At 43.1% G+C, this 19,705-nt stretch carries 15 protein-coding genes; 12 read left to right on the top strand and 3 right to left on the bottom strand.

The genetic code is table 11. The annotated features are described in order from the left end of the window. Nucleotides 1-97 precede the first annotated feature (97 nt). The 3 genes from BV372_RS26405 (at nucleotide 98) to BV372_RS35475 (ending at nucleotide 1,806) form a co-directional block, all read left to right on the top strand. Nucleotides 98-988, top strand: a complete 891-nt coding sequence (locus tag BV372_RS26405; protein ID WP_086689458.1) for a DUF4351 domain-containing protein — start codon at nucleotides 98-100, stop codon at nucleotides 986-988. Next, nucleotides 972-1,142: a hypothetical protein gene (locus BV372_RS36690; protein WP_179198244.1), complete on the top strand. Its 171-nt coding sequence runs from the start codon at nucleotides 972-974 to the stop codon at nucleotides 1,140-1,142. The genes BV372_RS26405 and BV372_RS36690 overlap by 17 nt, the downstream gene beginning before the upstream one ends. A gap of 157 nt (nucleotides 1,143-1,299) precedes the next feature. Further along, nucleotides 1,300-1,806, top strand: a complete 507-nt coding sequence (locus BV372_RS35475; protein WP_143845298.1) for a hypothetical protein — start codon at nucleotides 1,300-1,302, stop codon at nucleotides 1,804-1,806. A gap of 47 nt (nucleotides 1,807-1,853) precedes the next feature. On the opposite strand, the gene BV372_RS26395 is transcribed toward BV372_RS35475, so the two are convergent. From BV372_RS26395 to ptsP, 3 genes are all read right to left on the bottom strand, one after another. Beyond that, complete coding sequence (locus tag BV372_RS26395; RefSeq protein WP_256973462.1) at nucleotides 1,854-4,976, bottom strand: NB-ARC domain-containing protein; 3,123 nt, start codon at nucleotides 4,974-4,976, stop codon at nucleotides 1,854-1,856. Then, complete coding sequence (locus BV372_RS26390) at nucleotides 4,918-5,724, bottom strand: CHAT domain-containing protein (RefSeq protein WP_086689456.1); 807 nt, start codon at nucleotides 5,722-5,724, stop codon at nucleotides 4,918-4,920. The genes BV372_RS26395 and BV372_RS26390 overlap by 59 nt, the downstream gene beginning before the upstream one ends. A gap of 138 nt (nucleotides 5,725-5,862) precedes the next feature. Then, complete coding sequence (ptsP, locus tag BV372_RS26385) at nucleotides 5,863-8,343, bottom strand: phosphoenolpyruvate--protein phosphotransferase (RefSeq protein WP_086689455.1); 2,481 nt, start codon at nucleotides 8,341-8,343, stop codon at nucleotides 5,863-5,865. 896 nt (nucleotides 8,344-9,239) lie between these two features. On the opposite strand from ptsP, the gene mnmH reads away from it, so the two are divergent. The 9 genes from mnmH to BV372_RS26335 all read left to right on the top strand — a co-directional run bounded on the left by mnmH (nucleotide 9,240) and on the right by BV372_RS26335 (nucleotide 19,363). Further along, nucleotides 9,240-10,307, top strand: coding sequence for a tRNA 2-selenouridine(34) synthase MnmH (gene mnmH / locus BV372_RS26380; RefSeq protein ID WP_086689454.1), 1,068 nt, complete (start codon nucleotides 9,240-9,242; stop codon nucleotides 10,305-10,307). 746 nt (nucleotides 10,308-11,053) lie between these two features. Next, complete coding sequence (gene nfi, locus BV372_RS26370; protein WP_086689453.1) at nucleotides 11,054-11,719, top strand: deoxyribonuclease V; 666 nt, start codon at nucleotides 11,054-11,056, stop codon at nucleotides 11,717-11,719. Nucleotides 11,720-11,846: 127 nt separating this feature from the next. Then, a complete protein-coding gene (locus BV372_RS26365) occupies nucleotides 11,847-12,446 on the top strand; it encodes an FHA domain-containing protein (RefSeq protein ID WP_086689452.1) in 600 nt (199 codons plus the stop codon). Nucleotides 12,447-12,522: 76 nt separating this feature from the next. Continuing rightward, entirely contained in the window at nucleotides 12,523-14,481 is a 1,959-nt protein-coding gene (locus BV372_RS26360; protein ID WP_086689451.1) for an FHA domain-containing protein, read from the top strand. A gap of 183 nt (nucleotides 14,482-14,664) precedes the next feature. Continuing rightward, entirely contained in the window at nucleotides 14,665-15,555 is an 891-nt protein-coding gene (locus tag BV372_RS26355) for a CPBP family intramembrane glutamic endopeptidase (RefSeq protein ID WP_086689450.1), read from the top strand. A gap of 69 nt (nucleotides 15,556-15,624) precedes the next feature. Next, a complete protein-coding gene (locus tag BV372_RS26350; protein ID WP_179198243.1) occupies nucleotides 15,625-16,335 on the top strand; it encodes a GDSL-type esterase/lipase family protein in 711 nt (236 codons plus the stop codon). Nucleotides 16,336-16,432: 97 nt separating this feature from the next. After that, complete coding sequence (locus BV372_RS26345; RefSeq protein WP_086689448.1) at nucleotides 16,433-16,867, top strand: hypothetical protein; 435 nt, start codon at nucleotides 16,433-16,435, stop codon at nucleotides 16,865-16,867. Between the two features lie 344 nt (nucleotides 16,868-17,211). Continuing rightward, the gene (locus BV372_RS26340; protein ID WP_086689480.1) at nucleotides 17,212-18,936 is read left to right on the top strand and encodes an AarF/ABC1/UbiB kinase family protein; all 1,725 of its coding nucleotides are present in this window, start codon (nucleotides 17,212-17,214) and stop codon (nucleotides 18,934-18,936) included. A 52-nt stretch (nucleotides 18,937-18,988) separates the two neighbouring features. Beyond that, nucleotides 18,989-19,363 carry a hypothetical protein gene (locus tag BV372_RS26335; RefSeq protein WP_086689447.1) on the top strand — a complete coding sequence of 125 codons (375 nt, stop codon included), beginning with the start codon at nucleotides 18,989-18,991 and terminating at the stop codon, nucleotides 19,361-19,363. The last annotated feature ends 342 nt before the right edge of the window (nucleotides 19,364-19,705 follow it).

The following is a 19,705-nucleotide window of genomic DNA, read 5'->3' as shown; positions in this document are numbered from 1 at the left end:
CAACGAATAGAATGGGCATGATGGTTTCGTGGAAAGTAGAGAACCAAGAAAAAAAAATGCAATCATGAGAATTATGACTGAGTGAAGCGATATTCACATGATTGACCATGACCGATTATTTAAAGAATTAATTTCTACATTCTTCTTAGAATTTCTAGAATTATTTTTCCCCCAAGTAATTGCCTATTTAGAACCAGAATCATTAAAATTTTTAGACAAAGAAGTATTTACCGATGTTACTGCGGGCGAACAATACGAAGTAGATTTAGTCGCCCAAATACGATTTCGAGAGCAAGATACATTTTTTCTCGTCCATATCGAAAATCAGTCATACCCTCAAGCTGATTTTGGACGGAGAATGTTTCGTTACTTTGCGCGGTTGTTTGAGAAACACGCATTACCCATATATCCAATTGTCGTTTTTTCTTACGACACACCGCGCACACCCCAAACCAATATTTACCGTGTAGAGTTTCCCGACAAAACGGTTTTGGAATTTAACTATGGAGTAGTACAACTCAATCAATTAAACTGGCGCGACTTTTTACAGCAAGAAAACCCAGTTGCCAGTGCGCTTATGGCTAAAATGAACATAGCACCTTCAGAACGTCCACGCGTCAAGTCTGAATGTTTGCGTTTATTAGCGACTTTACGGCTCGATCCAGCAAGAATGAAAATGATTTCTGGGTTTGTTGACACCTATCTCAAGCTAAATGCAGCAGAGGAAGAGATTTTTCAAACTGAGATTGCTAAATTTGAATCAGCCAAACAAGAGGTAGTGATGGAAATCGTGACTAGTTGGCAGTTACAAGGAAGACTGGAAATAGTTATGCGTCAGCTTAATAAAAAATTCGGTGCGGTTACACCTAAGTTAGAAGAACGAATTCGACAATTATCGCCTAGTCAATTAGAAGATTTGGCAGAAGCATTGTTAGATTTTACCAATGCAGGGGATTTGGTCGCTTGGTTGAATGGAGTGCAAGGGTAGAATAAGCGATCGCCTGACCAAAAGCGGCATTAGAACCAGCATCTCTGCTAGCATCACTAATCATGTTATGGAGTCTGCCAAACAATCAGACTTTGTTGCTCAAGAATTTGATTTTAACTGCGATCGCACTTATCTATCTGTAGTCTATCCGTAGGGTGGGCACTGCCCACATGATAAAAGCCCTCAAAATCTTGCCTCTTCGCTTTCGTTCGGGAATCGATTTCCAAGCTAATCACATCAGTCTAATTTAGTAGAGTAAAAATTTTGCTTGAAGCTGAAAACTTGAACTTCTAAACTTGGAGGTTGCACCTTTGAACTCGGCGGTTGAGCCTTTGAACTCGGCGGTTGCACCTTTAAACTCGGAAGTTGAGCCTTTGAGCCTGGAAGTTGCGCCTTTGAGCCTGGAAGTTGCACCTTTGAGCCTGAAAGTTGAGCCTTTGAACTCGGAGGTTGCGCCTTTGAACCTGGAAGTTGCACCTTTGAACTCGGAGGTTGCGCCTTTGAGCCTGAACCTTGAGCCTTTGAACCTGGAAGTTGCACCTTTGAACTCGGAGATTGCGCCTTTGAACCTGGAAGTTGCACCTTTGAGCCTGGAAGTTGCACCTTTGAGCCTGAACTTTGAGCCTTTGAGCCTGAAAGCTATTCAAATGAGCATGAACAATCGCACTTTTATCACGGGCGATGAGTTATTTATCAAAAGTCATTGCGAGTGGAATGAAGTTAAAAGAGGCGATCGCACAATTCGAGAATTGCTTTGCAAGGCTTGCAATGACAGTTATATAGCCAGACTCGATATTATCCCAATTCTCCATAAGTAGCTACAGACACCACCCCCGCAACCCAAAGCAAATCCGACTTTCTTTAATTACGAATTAGTATTTGTAGCTTGCAAGCGCAAAAAATGCACCCGTCCGAATTCATCTCCAGCAACAACTCTCTCCCCATCAGGTACAACAGCACAGCAGTATATTGTACTTTCCCCTGTGAAACTGACAATTACTTCCCCGGTTTGCCAATTCCACACTTTCAGGGTGTGGTCACGGGAACCAGAAATCACGTAGTTGCCATCTGGGGTGAAGGCGACTGCTTCTACCACGTGACTATGACCCACCAGGGTACGCACTTTTTCCCCAGTTTGCCAATTCCACACTTTCAGGGTGTGGTCAGAATAACCAGAAATCACGTAGTTGTCATCTGGGGTGAGGGCGACTGCATTTACTAAGGAACTGTGATCCTTGAGGGTACGCACTTCTTCCCCAGTTTGCCAATTCCACACTTTCAGGGTTTTGTCATCAGAGCTAGAAATCACGTAGTTGCCATCTGGGGTGAGGGCGACTGCATTTACTAAGGAACTATGACCTTTGAGGGTACGCACTTCTTCCCCAGTTTGCCAATTCCACACTTTCAGGGTCTTGTCAAAGCAACCAGAAATTATGTACTTGCCATCTGGGGTGAGGGCGACTGTTTTTACTGAGTCAGTATGGCCCACCAGGGTACGCACTTCTTCACCAGTTTGCCAATTCCACACTTTCAGGGTGTGGTCATTAGAACCAGAAATCACGTAGTTGCCATCTGGGGTGAGGGCGACTGCTTTTACCAAGGAACTGTGACCCGCCAGAGTACGCACTTTTTCCCCAGTTTGCCAATTCCAAACTTTCAGGGTGCAGTCAGAGGAACCAGAAATCACGTACTTGCCATCTAGGGTAAAGGCGACTGCATTTACCAAGCAACTGTGACCCGCCAGAGTACGCACTTTTTCCCCAGTTTGCCAATTCCAAACTTTCAGGGTGCAGTCAGAGGAACCAGAAATCACGTACTTGCCATCCGGGGCGAAGGCGACTGCATATACCCCGTCAGTATGACCTGCCAGGGTACGCAGTTGTTCTTCGGTTTGCCAATTCCAGACTTTCAGGGTGTTGTCAGAATAACCAGAAATCACATACTTGCCATCTGGGGTAAAGGCGACTGCATAAATCGAGTAACTATAACCCGCCAGAGTACGCAGTTGTTCTCCGGTTTGCCAATTCCAGACTTTCAAGGTTGAGTCCCAAGAACTAGAAATTACGTACTTGCCATCCGAGGTGAGGGCGGTTGCACTTATCGAAGCGCTATGTTCCGCCAGGATACGCATAAATTCCCCAGTTTGCCAATTCCAGACTTTCAAGGTCTTATCACCGGAACTAGAAATCACGTACTTACCATCCGGAGTAAGGGTTATTGCTGTTATCCAGCCACGATGACCCGCTAAGGTACGTAGATGTTCTCCGGTTTGCCAATTCCAGACTTTCAGGGTCTTGTCAGTGGAACCAGAAATCACGTACTTACCATCCAGGGTGAAGGTGACTGCATCTACTGAGTCAGTATGACCCACTAAGGTATGCACAAGTTGCCCAGTTTCCAAATTCCAGACTTTCAGGTTCTTGTCACGGGAGCCAGAAATCACGTACTTGCCATCTGGGGTAAGGGCTAGTGAATATACCGAGTCACTATGACCAACTAAGGTACGCAGTTGTTCTCCTGTTTGCCAATCCCAGACTTTGAGGGTGCTGTCATCAGAACCAGAAATCACGTACTTGCTATCTGGGGTGAAGGCTACTGCATTTACCGCGCCAGTATGACCCATCAGAGTACGTACTAAAGGGCCACCAGGTACAGTTAAGCTTGCTGTTTGCGGAAGCAAGCAAGAGATTTTACTTTGGTGCGCTTGGGTTAACAATGTCTGAATTTTAGAACTTTCAAAACACAGCAACCGCCCTAATAATTGCCCTGGCAATTGCTGTTTATCTTCATTTAAAATATGTGCCGACAGTCGCAATACACCTTGAATTAACTGTAAATTCTCATCTTGGGGCAAAAAATCATAATCTGCGATCAAAGCATTAATATTGATGTTCTCCAACTTCGTCTGCAACCAGCGAAAATCACACAGCAGTTGTTTTAATTCTCTTTCCCTTCCCCCCAACCGCAAGTGATAGGCTAAATTTTGCCAAATATAGCCGTCATTTTCTAAACTATGCCAGCCTTCAAGGTATTTTTCGCTGTAAGCATTTAAGAGGCGATTGTGTAAACACCCTATCCCCTCACTTTCCTTCGCTAAGGTCGTGTATTGCTTTCTGACATAATCAAACTGCAAGTCATGCAACCGCAAATTTCCCACTTCATCCCGCAAAGCCAGAGATTTACTCACAAATTCATCAATGACATCTTGGGTATCAAACTCATCCAAGCCCAAGGGTTGCCAAAATGTCTGCAAAACTGCTTCCGGTATGGGTTTATCTTCAGGAAATACCGCAAAATCTAAATATCGCTGTTGGCAATTCTCATCCAAAGCCTCCACACTTACCGCGATCGCCTTGAGTAAATCGGGATATGGATAATCGGGAAACTGTTGTTTGATTTTCTCTAAATCAGCACTACGCAGTTTTTCTAAAATATTCTGCCAGCGATTTGGCAATTTCCCCCGCATCATCGCGCCTACCATCGCCAATGCTAAAGGTAAATACCCACATTCGCGCGCTACCTGCAAGGCGACATCATTTTGCAAGGTGGGGTGCAATATCTGGGGTTGATTTGCCCAATCTGCCAAAAGTGCTAACGCCTGTTGTGCATCTAAAACCGCAAGCTGATATTCTTCCCCTCCCAACCCCGTGACTATCGCTGCATCACGGGTGGTAACTAACATTTGACAGCGTTCCCCTAACACATCAAACGGTGTTGCATCATCCAAACGCCAAATATCATCCAAAATCAGCAAGCAAGCTTTCTCGGCAAACAACTCCCGCAACCGCGCTTTCCCCAATCCAATCTCGGTAAAAGCCGCTTGCTTGTCGCCCAACGCAGAGGCAAGATAGGATTGCCAAGTTAAAATCTGGGGCGTTTGCCCAAATGTCACCCAAAACACCCCATCAGGAAACGCCTTTCTGACATCTTCATCCCGCGCCAGTGCTGTAGCTAAGACTGTTTTGCCAATTCCACCCATGCCTTGCACACCCAAACGGCGACTTTTCCCTGTAATCCCCAGAGTTTGCTTTGTTGGCGATAATACTTTGTGTTTTAAGGGTGCAAGTTCTTCGGAACGGGGTAAAAAGTGTGGTGGTAATTCTGGGACGTTGGTAAGATTGCCTAAAGGTTGGTGATGGGGTGTTAAATTGGTTTTTTTTTACTTGAGGAATCAACTCGCCAGATACGCCAGCTAATGCGATCGCACTCCGCGCGATATTAAAAGCAAACTCTACAGGCGAACCAGAATCATATTCGGGATTGTAAGCTAGAAGCGCATCGTAAAATCCCACAACAAACTCAATCGCTGCTTTGTCTTGGATTTGATCGTTCATCCCAATCACATAATTAATCTGTTGGGCGATCGCATCTGCTTGCACTTCTGAGTAACAAGCATTCAACAGCACACATTCTACTTGCTTAGAAAACTGTCCAAACAGCCCAGCTAATGCTTCTCCCGTAACTAGCTGTTCAATTCCTGTTTCATCCTCAAAAGCTAATCCTTGTATCCCTGCACCATGTCCAGAAAAGTGGATAATATTTGGTCGATAATCCAAAATAGCGCGGCGAATATCCCTCGGACGTACTGCCAAATCATACCGCAGGTCAAAATTCTCCCGATTTTGCGCCCTTTGCAAACCTTCCTTAATATCACGCAATTCTTCATCGAGGCGCAATCGTGCCGTTAGCTTGGGATTTGCGGCTAATATCAGGATCTTCTGCGGTTTAATGGTCATTGCCGAAGTTGGGAGTTGCTGTTTTTAAGTATACAGGGCGGGGATTAGGGATGAGAGGATACTCTTTAGCTTTCTTCTCTGCGTCTCTGCGCCTCTGCGTGAGTTAAAAAACCAATCACAGAGAACGCAGAGTTTGAATTATGCAGTCAGTTGTCTGACTTGTTCGGCGGAATCTAGTTGTAATGCCGAAGCCGCGATCGCCTCACACTCACCTATACTTAATTGGGCGATCGCTTGTTTCAATATCGGTATCGCTTGAGGATTCACGCTTAATTCATCCAATCCCAAACCCAATAAAATCGCCGTAGCTGCGGAATCTGCTGCGAGTTCGCCACATAATCCTACCCAAATACCCGCCCCATGACCGGCTTGGACTGTTTGCTGTACCATCCGCAACACTGCTGGATGCAGTGCATCTGTTAAATTTGCGACTCTGGGGTTGTTGCGATCGCCTGCCATGACATACTGGCTAAGGTCATTTGTGCCGATACTAAAAAAGTCTACTTCAGCTGCTAATTGATCGGCGATCGCCACAGCTGATGGCACTTCGACCATAATCCCTACTTCCATCGCTGCATCAAAAGGAATACCAGCTTGGCTAAGTTCCCTTTGTGCTTCGTTTAAAATCGCCTTAGCTGCCCGTACCTCGGTGATAGTGGCAATCATCGGCAACATAATCTTAATATTGTGTCCGGTGCTGGCTCGCAAAATCGCCCGCAACTGCGTTTTAAATAAGTCTGGATGTTCCAAACAGAAGCGAATTCCGCGACAGCCGAGGAAGGGGTTAGTTTCTGGAACTCCTGGCTTGATATAAGGCAGTGGCTTATCACCACCGACATCTAAGGTACGGATAATTAACGGCTGTTGATCTAAAACTTGTGCGATCGCCTGGTATACTTCTAATTGCTCCTCTTCCGTCGGAGCACTTGTCTTACCTATATAAAGGAACTCTGTACGCAGTAGTCCTACTCCTTCTGCACCACTAGCTAAAGCCAATTGAACATCAGCTATGCTACCGATATTGGCAAACACATTTACTTGCCGACCATCACGGGTAATTGCTGGTTGATGTGCTTTGGCTAGTGCTTCCTGTTGAGTAGTTTGCCACGCTTCTCGCTTCGCTTCCAAGACAGTCAAAGTATCTGCTTCTGGTTGTACCCAAGCTTTACCACTCTCACCATCGAGTGCCATTATCGTTCCATCTTCGAGATACAATATCCCTGCATCTACGCCCAAGACGGCAGGAATTCCTAATGTCCGGGCAATAATTGCACTGTGAGATGTGGCACTACCGGAGGTTGTACAAATACCTAAGACTTTGCTGGGATCTAACCCAATCGTGTCCGAGGGAGTTAAATCAGTCGCCACTAAAATAGCTGGTTCAGCTAGTTCTAAGAAATTTCCTGCTGTCCCCGTTAACAAGCGCAGCACCCGTTGTCCCACATCGACAACATCCTCTACTCGTTCTTGCAAGTAAGAATCTTCTAGTTTGTGGTAGCTAGAAGCCACCTCATCCACAACAGCTTGCCAAGCAACTTCTGCATTAAGATGATGTTCGTAAATGCGCTGACGAACTGCTTCTAGGAGTACAGGATCTTCTAAAAACAGCAGATGAGCAACAAAAATCGTGGCTTCTGCATCACCAATTTGAATAGATGCTTGCGAAAATAATGTCTGAATTTGCTGTCTAGCAGTTTCTATCGCTGTTTGTAAGCGTTGCCACTCAGTTTCAACGCTTTCTACCTGGTATTCTGTAGGCGTAACAGAGGCAGGTTGATAATGAACCACAGGTGCGATCGCCACTCCTGGGGAAGCTGCAATTCCTGAAAGTTCGCCAGAAGTTACTGGGGTAAGGTTCTCTATGGCTGGTGCTAATTCTAAAATAGAATCATCTTCGCCAAAGTTATTGGCAATTAATGCTTCCAAAGCAGCCAAAGCTTGATCGGCATCAGCACCAGTAGCAGTAATGACTAACTCGTGTCCTTGACGTACCCCTAAAGTTGCTACTTGGTTAATACTGTCACCCCTGACTTTATTTGTACCTTTGGTAATATTCTGTACCTGGATTTTGGCTTGAAATTTAGCGGCTGTAGTGACAAATTGAGCCGCAGGACGGGCGTGCAATCCCAAGCGATTGCTTACAGTTAGGCGAATTTCTTTGGTTGATGATTCAGTATGAGTTGGGGTAGTAACTGATGGTTGACTATTATCTACTCCGAGTAAAGTAGCTTTTGCAACTAATGCCGACCGTGCTTCCGCCATAACTTGCTGAATATTATGACCTGCTGCGGCTGCAACTACAGCTGCGATCGCACCTTCTACCAGAGGTGCTTCACACAAATGGACTTTTTCCCTTTGTTCTAGCGAAAGGAACTCTAAGGCCATTTCTGCACTCATTAAGGCACTACCCAGATCCATTAACACCAAAACACCATCATTACTAAAAATAGAGGCGATCGCCTCATAAACCTGCATTGGATCTGTACCTAATGGATTTTCAGGATCTTCAATCCCTGCTGCAACAGCCAAGGAGACTTTACCCTGAACCATTTGTGCCGCAAGTTCTTGTATACCAAGCGCTAGTTGTTTACTGTGAGAAACAATAACAATTCCGATCACGGCAGCACCATCAACTCTGTTGAGAGGCCATTGCTGAGCTATTTACCATTTCATACTTTCATTTTGTACCACTAAAAACAGCCTTGATTTCAAAATTGCAATTTTACTATGGACAAGTCGGATTCTGTCGTGAATGAGACAGTTAAAGGAATTCTCAAGATTAAGAATAAAAACTGCGTAGAAGCTCTGCTTCTTGTCACCAGTCATCACAGTTGATGTACACTCTTTTTCATAGTATTTATGTACTATGTAATTAGGAAGACTTGTTGAATTTTGAATTCTGCAAAGCAGTACTATTCTTTTACTTCCGGTTTTCCTGTTATCTGTTCCTCGTTTCTTAAATTTATGAGTAAGTTGATAAATCAAATTGGATTGCTATATTAATGGATAACTTATGATTGTGATTTAAAGAATTGGTCTGACCCCTGTTACTGCGATCGCCCGATTACCTATACAATGACTAAAATTCGGTAAGCTGTTTGAAGACTGCTGATAGATTTTGGTAGGCGATCGCAACATAGGCTCCACCGATAGCCATAACAGTTCAGCTTCCCCAGGAAAATATAGATACTTTATTGAAACTGCCGATTTTTGTTTGATTGTTGATTTTCTTGCTCAGCTTATCAATCAATATGACTGATGATTTTTACTCTGACATAAAAATAAAACATGAGAAAAAAATCTATTACCTATAGTCTACCTCCACCACTAACTTCAAAAATCAAATAGGAGTGCTATAGTTGTCCTGATCCCAGCATCACCTGTAGATAAACACCTTTGACTTTGCGGTGTTTTCTTGACAGTTTACATAGATTTATTTAAATTCACCTAATTATAAAAACTCACCACTAAAGTTGTGGAAGTGTCAAAATTAATCAAGTGAGAATTTTAAGGTTATGTCACCCTTAGTTACATATACCCGGCAGCCCTGGGCTGAAAATTACAGTGAAATCATTGATGTTCGTTCGCCTAGCGAATTTATCGAAGATCACATCCCTGGTGCAATTAATTTACCCGTCTTGAATGATGCCGAACGCGCTGAAGTCGGAACAATTTATAAACAAGTTTGCCCCTTCACTGCCCGAAAAATTGGTGCTGCTTTAGTATCTAGAAATATCTACCAGCATCTTAGTCAACATTTTGCCGCTAAAGATAAAGACTACCGTCCTTTGATTTACTGCTGGCGGGGTGGGCAGCGTTCAGGTAGCATGGCTTTAGTACTGACGCAGATTGGTTGGCGAGTTACTGTCATTGATGGCGGATACAAGACTTATCGTGCTTATGTACGCCAGCAAATAGAACATCTGCCAGAAAAATTTACTTATCGGATGTTGTGCGGTTTAACTGGTAGTGGTAAGACTTACATCTTAGATAAGATGAGTCAGCGTAACGCGCAAGTTTTAGACCTCGAAAGTTTAGCGAATCATCGCGGTTCTCTGTTGGGTGGAGAATTGCAAGGAAAACTTGCATACCAACCTTCACAAAAATACTTTGAAACTCTGCTATTACAAAAACTACAAAAGTTCGATCCTAACCAGCCAGTGTGGATAGAATCAGAAAGTAACAAAATTGGGAAAATTTATTTGCCTCTGTCTCTATGGAAGAACATGAGACAGGCTAGTTATGTAGAAATTCAACTACCGATAACCGCTAGAGTCAATTTTCTTTTACAGGAATACAATCACTTAGTAACTCATCCCGATATTTTAAAACAGAAACTAGAGAAACTTAAATATCGCTGTGGTTGGGAGAAATTAAGCCAGTGGTATCAGTTCATTGATGCTGGTGCTTGGGAAACATTAGTACAAGATTTATTAGATTCTTATTACGATCCAATCTATAAACGCTCAATTAACAGCTATTTTAACAAAGCTGAAAGAGTCTTACATATTGCAGATCTATCTGATAGTAGTATTGATGCTTTGTTGGATTCTTTACTACCGAAGTATGTGTCTCTAAAATGAGAATCTGTTAACAGATGGTGTAATGGATGGTTTCCATAATAATCATCCACTACAACTACAAAAAATATATTCGTAATATTTGCCAACATCAAACACTACTGTTTCTTATATCCACTGGCGAAATTACCAGGATTAATATTAATTAATGGTAATGAACTATTACCACTTTTAGCCATAGGAAAATGTCCATCCCCTTTTTCTATCGCTTGCTTTTGCGACAACTCTGCCGTTAAAATTTGTCGTTGTAATCTTTGTGGTTATGCTTGAGCTTCTCGAGTTACTTTTTGAACAATAAATTCTGCTTGTTTAGCCTCTTTTTCAGCTATTTGTTTCGCTTCAATAGCTTTGCCAAACTCTAGAGAGAAATATCATTTACTATCAAACCATAAGCTGAGAGACTAAAACTCGCTATTGAGCTTTATCAAACTTCATGGCAACGCCTCTTTCTCCATAATTGACAATCGTGATAGGACGGAAAATAATTCCAAAATCAATAAGAATACTCCACGCACAAAGTAATAAATAAATTAAAAAGCATTCGCAGTATCTGTGTTGTTGTTTTACCTAGCTATTTTTTTAAATAAAGATCTAATTAAATAATTACTAAGGTTAAATAAATAATGGTGGCACTTTAACTTTAGCAAAAAGTTACAAAAAAATAAATTACTGGTAATAGTAGATAAACTATTGCTAATAGCGATTTCGGGCGATATAGCCTTTGAATTTTATTAAGTCAAAACTTAAATATGAAGATTTATCAAGAACATGCGTGGCCCCATAACCTAGAAGAAGCGATCGCAATTCAAGAAAAATTGCGAAATCAGATAATTACAGAAGATCAACTGCAAGAACCTATCCAATATGTCGCGGGAGTGGACATGGGTTTTGAAGCTGATGGTACGATTAGCCGTGCAGCAGTCGCCGTGCTGAGTTTCCCCCACTTGCAAGTAGTTGAGACTACCCTAGCGCGTCGTCCTACCACTTTTCCTTATATTCCGGGCTTCCTCTCATTTCGGGAAATCCCAGCTGTACTTGATGCTCTAGAAAAAGTTAAAATTACACCAAACCTGATTCTCTGTGACGGTCAAGGAATCGCTCATCCTCGCAGACTTGGCATAGCTAGCCATCTAGGGTTGCTTATAGATATGCCAACAATTGGGGTAGCAAAATCCTTATTAATTGGCAAGTATGACGAAGTACCAGAAGCAAAAGGTAGCTACCAACCGCTAATACACAAGGGTGAAACAATTGGTGCAGTTTTACGCACGCGCACAGGAGTCAAGCCTTTGTATATATCCAGTGGTCATCGAGTTAGTTTACCTACAGCAATTGACTACGTATTGCGTTGCACAACTAAATATAGACTGCCAGAAACTACACGCATTGCAGATAAGTTAGCATCTTCGAGATAAAGCGAAGATGAGATATATTGTTTTGTTTGAAGTTTTTTCTAAATACTTGCTTGCTCCTGCCTAATCGTGTTAGGAATCGCACAGAAAGGAGTTGAAGTAACTATATAAAAGTTACTAAGTTAGAACGATGAATGCACTAACTTTACAGTGGCACGATGCAGGTCAAGCTAGAACTCAGAACATTTACGAACAACAACCAAGCAAAAATCCTGGCACTGTCCGCATCGGTCGAGATCCACTCCGGTGCGACATTGTTGTCAGTAACCCTACAGTATCCGGTCTGCACGTAGAAATATTTTTTCACCCCCAGCAGCAACGCTTTTATATCCGAAACCTGCGATCGCAAAATCCCCCATTAGTTGATAGACAACAACTAGTCCAAGGTGAATTACCGTTAACAGAGGGCAGCATTATCCATTTAGGTCAAATGGAAGTTAAAGTCACCGCTGTTTCCATTAACAGTATTCCGGCAACAATTTTGACACCACCAATCCCACCAATAGGAAGTACCCATCCCACTAGACCACCAATCAACCAGCAGCCACAGGTGCAAATTAGACATCACCAGCATCCACCAATATCCCCTGCACCGCCACCAGGAGTTTATGGCTTAGAGTGCTCCAAATGTCATAAAGTCTCTCCGCCTGAGAATCTGCAAGTTGGCTGTCCTTGGTGTGGAACATCCTTAGCCGCAGCCGTTAGTGTGTTGGTAGCACCCAATCATTGAAGGGATGAGGAAGGGAGTGTGGGGAGTGTGGGAAGTGTGGGGGGACAAATGACCAATGACAAATGACCAATGACAAATGACAAACTTACAAATTCAATTAAGTTGGGACGATCCAGCTACGGGAGAACGACGAGAACCTAGATTAAGTGTACCGATCGCTTTTGGTCGAGAATTCGTGCGCTTACCAAGCGAACTGAGGGGAGAGCGTGTCTCGCGAATGCTGCTGAATAGTAATGAAGTTTCTCGCTACCATGCTCTAATTGATTGGGAACAAAACCAGCTAGTAGTGAGCGATCAAGGTAGTGTCAACGGTGTATTTGTCAACGGACAACGACAAACACGCAGCGTTTTGGCTAACGGTGACACGGTACAAATTGGTCCCTACACGATCGCAGTGACCTTTAGTATCAACGCACCTGCACCAGTTACTAGCCCTCCTTCAACAATTCACTTTAATCCCAATACCAATCTCCCAGATCCTAGTTTGCCTGCTGCTCCGGCTATAACACCATTAGGAAGCAATTTTCCACCACCAGCATTTCAGGCACAGCAGGTGGTTGTGCAAGCGCTTCACGCTACAGGCTTACCTGTGGATGAATGTGATTATCTTGCGATTGGGGCAGGGCTGGGTAGCTTTATCTGGACGGATTTGCTGCGGATTTGTGGTGTCCGTGCTGACAAAATTGTGGCTTTGGGATTAGAAGCAGAGCCTTACGCCCGTTATAAGCGCCTCTGTTTGAATTCGCAAATTCCTTTATATGAAAGATTAAGGTCTAATTCTGACTCCTGTCCTGACAACATTTGGGGCTGGCCTAGCTATGCTTTAAGAGAAGCTTGGCATGACTTTACTCAAGGTAAGCCCAACTCAGCATTCAAATATTTATGGCAGGTGTTTGCCGAACCAACATTTGTAGATACTTATACTCCCCGTGCAGGTAATGTTTTTAATTCCATCGACCGGGAAGGAAAGCGTATTGGCTGGCAACAAATATATCGTTATGGACGAGTTAGGGCAATTCGCAAAACTGAGGATGGGAGATATTGTGTAGCCTATTCTCGCGGTCCGAGAAATTATGCTTTTTTAATTACACGTTATTTGCACTTGGCAACAGGCTATCCAGCCATTCAGTTTTTGCCAGATTTACAAGCTTATAGAGAAAAATATCAAGACTTTAAAGCTGTTGTGAATGCTTATGAGGAACACGATCATGTTTATCAGCAGCTAGAGCAACAGGGTGGTACTGTGTTACTGCGAGGGCGGGGAATTGTGGCTTCGCGGATTGTGCAGCGAATTTATGAAGCGCGCAATAAAAACCGGAATATTACAGTTTTGCACTTAATGCGATCGCCTAAACCCCAAGGTAACAAATTCCAAAAAGCCACGCGCTTAGTGAAAAATCATTACGAATTCCAGCCCTTTAACTGGCCTAAAGCTTGTTGGGGCGGTGAATTGCGGGTAATGCTAGAAAAAGCTAGCCCCGATGAACGCAAAAGCTTACTAGCAGATTGGGGTGGCACTACTACCGCCGATCGCCACGACTGGCAGTATATTACCGAACAAGGGTTAAGAGAAGGCTGGTATCAAATTACTTTTGGTGAAGTGCTGGGTGTGGAACAGGGTAGCCAAAACCGAACTATTACCCATATCCGCGAAAAGGGTCTGGGAGAAATGAAACTGGAGGCTGACTTTATTGTTGATGCCACTGGCTTAGATGCCAAAGTACAGACCAATCCCCTCTTAGATGACTTGGTGAAACATTACAATCTGCCACTCAATCACCTGGGGCGGTTGGTTGTGGCGAACAATTTTGAGTTAGTAGAAATGCGTAATACTAAAGGTCAAATGTATGCTGCTGGGGCAATTACTCTCGGTGGTCCTTATGCCGCAGTTGATAGTTTCTTAGGCTTGCAGTATGCCGCATTAGTCGCCGTTGATGGACTTGCTGCTGCCCGTGCCCCTGGAGTGCAGCGTTTGAATACCCTAAGTTCTTTTAGCCAGTGGTTGAAGTGGGTATTTAATCAGCCTCCCACTTAGTGCCAAGTTTTGAGTGCTGAGTGGACAAAAATGGAGATGAAATCATTGCACAGTAGTCAGTTAACAGTGACTTGAAAGTACAGAGTTTTGCGCTTCTGGTTTAACTGATAACTCAGTACTCTTGACTCAGAACTGTTTTGGTGACAGCTAACAAAACTATAGGCGATCGCCCACCATTGATTTATGAAACCCGATAATTCCCATAATCCATTCCTCAAGCTCAAAGTTCGTAATTTATTTGTGCGGGGTTTACTATTATCACTTGGTTTTGGTATTGCCTTAGGGGTTCTTCAAGGAATTACTGCTGTCAAATTTAACGCCCAAATCGTAACATTAATCCTCTATATTTTGATTTTTGGATTCCTTTGCCTTTGGTCACTAGAAGACTTCGACCGCTATGGAATTGACATGAAATATGTCCTAGGACGAGTACCAAATAGGCATAAATGGCTGCCGATGGTCGGGTTAGTCTTATTAATTATTCTGTTTTTCCTCAGTGCCTATTTGGTGTCATTTTATTTACTATCATTGGCAGCGCCTACTTTTGTAGAAAGTGTTATGCGCCAAGTTGCCACCAGTCCATCTGCTCGCACTACTTCACCACCGTTTTATAATCTCCTGGCTGCAATCGTATACATAATAGTCGCGCCAATTACTGAGGAATTTCTCTTTCGAGGTATTATTTTGCAGCGCTGGGTAAGTAAGTGGGGTATTCAAACTGCCTTGGTAGCTTCTGGGGTGCTGTTCGGAATTTTACACGCCAATGTACTGGGATTGACCCTTTTCGGCATCATCATGGGGGTTTTATATATCAAAACCCGCACGCTCATTGTACCGATCGCCTGCCATGCGTTCAACAATTCGCTAGCAGTAGGAATGGGGTTGTTATCCAGTGGTTCAAAAACTACTACTTCAGCAGCGAACCTTTTAGAACAATTACGTTCTAGTTGGTGGATTGGCATTGTACTCATGCTGATTTCACTGCCTTTGCTAGTTCGCTTTCTCTATCGCAACTGGCCTCGCAAAGATGATTTAGTTCCTTACTTGATCAACTCTTCCCACGGTAGAGAGTAGAAAGATACTCTGTAATGGTGTAGAAATGTATAGAATCTTGTAAAGATATAAAATATAGTCTTTTTTAAGATGCAAACATTCGAGCGACCTTCCTCAATGCAGCTGTCTGTACCACCAAACCATTGTCAGCCTTTGAAGATTATCGCACTGGGGGATAGCTTAGTATATGGCTTTGGCGATCCGGACAAAGGAGGCTGGGTCGAACAACTACGGCGACAGTGGATGTTACCGGATAGTACTGGTCATGTTCTTTATAACTTGGGAGTACGAGGCGATCGCACCCAGCAAGTTGCCCAAAGGCTAGAAGTAGAATTTCGCCATCGAGGTGAACTGCGAAATCGTGTCCCCGACTTGATTATTTTATCGGTAGGGGTAAATGATTCAGCGCGGTTGGCGCGTCCCAATGGAAGAAATTATACAGATTTTGCTTTATTTGAATCGCAAATAGCCGAGCTACTAGAACAAGCACAACAACTCTGCCCTGTAGTATTTGTTGGTATGGTTCCAGTTGATGAAACCAAAATGCCATTTCTCGATTGCTTCTACTACAATCATGCCGATCAGTACCGCTACAAAGAAGCCACTAGAATTGCTTGCAATAAACGCCGAATTCCCTATCTCGATATTTTCGACCAATGGATAGAACGCGGTGAACTTTGGAGGTGCAAACGCATCAGTGACGATGGACTTCACCCCAACACCATAGGCTATCAAGCTTTATTAGAGGATGTTATCAATTGGGAAGCACTTGCCACCTATCATTCTCCCGTAGCAATTTAAACAATATTTCCCATTTTTACGGAAAGCTCCACAATCTTGTGGAGTTTTTTAATATGAGTATGATAAAGCTCAATTAAACTCAGTACTCAGCATTGTTATGACTCCAACTTTATTTGGTCGGTGGCAAACTCGATTATTACTATTGGTAACTGTAGGCGTATTAGTCTCTTTACCTTTTGCAGTAGGTTTAATTGGGCCAGGCTCTAACTCAGTTTATTTCTGGATACTTGCCTATGTTGCTATCTTCGGCTTGGGTTGGGATGTACTTTATAACTATCTGCAAAAATTCCGTTGGGATAGGGACTGGCCCGCAGCTTATCAACTCTTGGCAGGAATTTGGGAATTTATCTTCCTCTTCTGTGGCGTAAAACTGTTTGGCTTTTTACCAATACCCGTACCTAAAGAAGAACTACCACCACAAGTCTTGCTCTTGCATTACAGCATCGTATGGCTAGCAGTTTTCATTGCCTCCCAAAGCCTCATGCGTATCATATTTCCACGTTGGCGTTTCCACGGTGGGGAGTGGCTATAAGGAATAAGGTAAGGGAGTAGGGGTGTAGGGAAATAAATAACTATTCAACCTTGACTATTTCGGCAGTAAAAACCCCATTTTAAAATGTGTTTAATATTACATAAATACCCAAAATCCTTATAGAGAGGGAATATTTGTAGTTTTCTAAAGTATAATTAAGAAAAAGATAACAAAAACTCAGCAGTAAAGTAGGCTGAAATATTGCCACAAAAATTATCCAGAAATGGGTAAATCTTTATTGTGTTTTATAAGAACTATCGGTATCCGGTACTTGCAATCAGCAAGTAATGTTGGAAACCAACAAAAAAAGTGTAAATTTCCCAGTTGATGAGGCAAATAAAAGCGTGGGTCAGTATCAATCTGCTCAGCTAAGGCGCTACAATCCAGACGCGATCGCTCGTTACTATAGTTACCGTCCCTGGCTGGCGTGGGGACGTTTACTAACAATTATCTGGTCTTTTGCTGGATTTATTCTGAGTCTGAAGTGGGATGAATGGCAAAATCAAGTAGAGCAGAACAAGAGGAAACGCGCCACTCAGTTACGAGAACTGCTCACTCGCCTTGGTCCTACTTTTATTAAAGTTGGTCAAGCTCTATCGACCAGGCCCGATCTGATACGCAAAGACTTCTTAGAAGAATTGATCAAGCTGCAAGACCAATTGCCAGCTTTCGATAATGTACTAGCCTATCAGATTATCGAGACTGAACTCGATCGCCCAATTCACGAAGTATTTGCCGAACTGTCACCTAAACCGGTAGCAGCGGCTAGCTTGGGCCAAGTTTATCGTGGTCGCTTGCTCAGTGGCGAAGAAGTAGCAGTGAAGGTGCAACGCCCTAACTTACGACCAATTTTGACACGTGACCTGTATCTGTTACGTTGGGCAGCAAGTTGGCTAGCGCCTTGGTTACCCCTCAATCTCGGTCACGACCTCACCTTAATTGTGGACGAGTTTGGCACCAAGTTATTTGAGGAAATCGATTACATCAATGAAGGTCGCAATGCGGAAAAATTTGCACATAACTTCCGTGATGACCCCAGTGTCAAAGTTCCGAGTATTTATTGGCGTTATACCAATAGCCGTGTTTTAACCTTGGAATGGATTAACGGCTTTAAGCTAACAGATACGAAAAGTATCCGCGAAGCAGGTTTAGATCCAGAGGAAATCATCAAAATTGGTGTCACCTCAGGTTTACAACAGCTATTAGAATACGGTTTCTTCCATGCTGATCCCCATCCAGGAAATTTATTTGCCATGCCCGATGGTCGGATGGCTTACATAGACTTCGGGATGATGGATCAAATGGAGGAAACCACCAAAGAAACTCTAGTTGATGCCTTAGTGCATCTGGTGAATAAAGACTACTTAGACTTAGCCGCAGACTTTGTAAAGTTGGGCTTTCTGACACCAGACACAAATATTTGTCCAATTGTGCCAGCACTAGAATCAGTGTTAGGCAACGCCATCGGCAAAAACGTTGGGGATTTTAACTTCAAAACGATTACCGATGAGTTCTCGGAATTGATGTACGAATATCCTTTCCGAGTTCCAGCGAAGTTTGCTTTGATTATTCGTTCGCTAGTCACCCAGGAAGGTATTGCTCTCAGCCTCAATCCTAATTTCAAAATTATTGAGGTCGGTTATCCTTACATCGCACGACGGTTGCTGACAGGAGAATCTCCCGAATTACGGCGACGGTTACTAAATGTGCTGTTTAAAGATGGTAAATTCCAGTGGCAGCGGTTAGAGAATTTGATTGCGATCGCGCGTACTGATGATAGCTTTGATGTCTTGCCTACAGCACAGATGGGTTTGCAATTTCTCCTATCTGAGGAAGGTAAGTTTCTCCGTAAGCAATTGGTGCTGGCCCTCACTGAAGATGACCGTCTGCATACAGAAGAAGTTCAACGCCTGTGGAACCTAGTAAAAGATGACTTACAGCCAAATCGTTTGTTAAATGTAGCGATCGGCTTGTTAACAGAGTTATCTAGAGAAGGCGCAGCGGCCATTCTGCCAAAAGCTACATCCTTTATTGCTTTTGGTGGTAATGGGGTACAAGGTCAAAACTAACAAGTAAAAACGCCCAATTACTTTTAAATTTTCTTACAAATTAGGAGTGTTCATGTACTATTACCCTCTGCATCCACCATATTTCCTACTACTTGTTGGTTTTTTAACAGCATTAACTTCTGGCATAGCCTTATCTGGTACTCTAAAGGTAATTGTTCAGAAATGGCCAAGTGCGCGGTCAGAAAATACTAAACCGCGTTCCTCTTTAAAACAACTCATTGTGCCATTTATTGGTATTACTGGTGGTATTTGCCTATTTCTCTCCTCAGGTTTCGAGATATTTGGCTTTCCCACTCTCCTCGCTTTAGGAGTGGGCTTACCAGTTGGTTTACTGACTTGTTTGCTACTTTGGTTACAATTAGGAAGTATGCTGGAATTTGCAGAGCGCCGTGGTATGCAAGCTCTAGATTTAGATTCTTTATCTTAGAGTTCCAACTTTAGAGCCTATTTATAAAGTAAATATTCAGTAGTGGCGTGGCAAGGCTAAAATGTTGCAATAAAAAATGTTTGTAATTGCGCTTTAGCGCCTTCCAATAAATAAATCTAATGCACAACTTTAGGCTTGCCACGCCAGTAGGGTGTGTCATGGCTGTGAAAGGATTTGAGGCTTTAAGATAATGAAAATTAGCCGTAACGCACCATTTTTATCGGTGCGTTAAGCGTTGGCTATAACGCACCCTACTGGACTGAGACAGCTAAAATGTTGCATCTGAAGGGGTGACATAGAAGCTACAAAGCAGACTGGATAAAGGACATAGCACGTAAACCC

This window comes from Nostoc sp. T09 (genome assembly GCF_002154695.1).
In the GTDB taxonomy this organism is placed as follows: domain Bacteria; phylum Cyanobacteriota; class Cyanobacteriia; order Cyanobacteriales; family Nostocaceae; genus Aulosira.
The sequence above is the reverse complement of the archived record's forward strand: the minus strand, read 5'-3'. Positions and strand labels throughout refer to the sequence as shown.

What these genes read in the sequence shown, in the direction of transcription:
- BV372_RS26405 (WP_086689458.1), top strand. Translation starts at nt 98, where the DNA reads ATGATTGACCATGACCGATTATTTAAAGAATTAATTTCTACATTCTTC.
- BV372_RS36690 (WP_179198244.1), top strand. Translation starts at nt 972, where the DNA reads ATGGAGTGCAAGGGTAGAATAAGCGATCGCCTGACCAAAAGCGGCATT.
- BV372_RS26390 (WP_086689456.1), bottom strand. Translation starts at nt 5,724, where the DNA reads ATGACCATTAAACCGCAGAAGATCCTGATATTAGCCGCAAATCCCAAG.
- mnmH (WP_086689454.1), top strand. Translation starts at nt 9,240, where the DNA reads ATGTCACCCTTAGTTACATATACCCGGCAGCCCTGGGCTGAAAATTAC.
- nfi (WP_086689453.1), top strand. Translation starts at nt 11,054, where the DNA reads ATGAAGATTTATCAAGAACATGCGTGGCCCCATAACCTAGAAGAAGCG.
- BV372_RS26365 (WP_086689452.1), top strand. Translation starts at nt 11,847, where the DNA reads ATGAATGCACTAACTTTACAGTGGCACGATGCAGGTCAAGCTAGAACT.
- BV372_RS26360 (WP_086689451.1), top strand. Translation starts at nt 12,523, where the DNA reads ATGACAAACTTACAAATTCAATTAAGTTGGGACGATCCAGCTACGGGA.
- BV372_RS26355 (WP_086689450.1), top strand. Translation starts at nt 14,665, where the DNA reads ATGAAACCCGATAATTCCCATAATCCATTCCTCAAGCTCAAAGTTCGT.
- BV372_RS26350 (WP_179198243.1), top strand. Translation starts at nt 15,625, where the DNA reads ATGCAAACATTCGAGCGACCTTCCTCAATGCAGCTGTCTGTACCACCA.
- BV372_RS26345 (WP_086689448.1), top strand. Translation starts at nt 16,433, where the DNA reads ATGACTCCAACTTTATTTGGTCGGTGGCAAACTCGATTATTACTATTG.
- BV372_RS26335 (WP_086689447.1), top strand. Translation starts at nt 18,989, where the DNA reads ATGTACTATTACCCTCTGCATCCACCATATTTCCTACTACTTGTTGGT.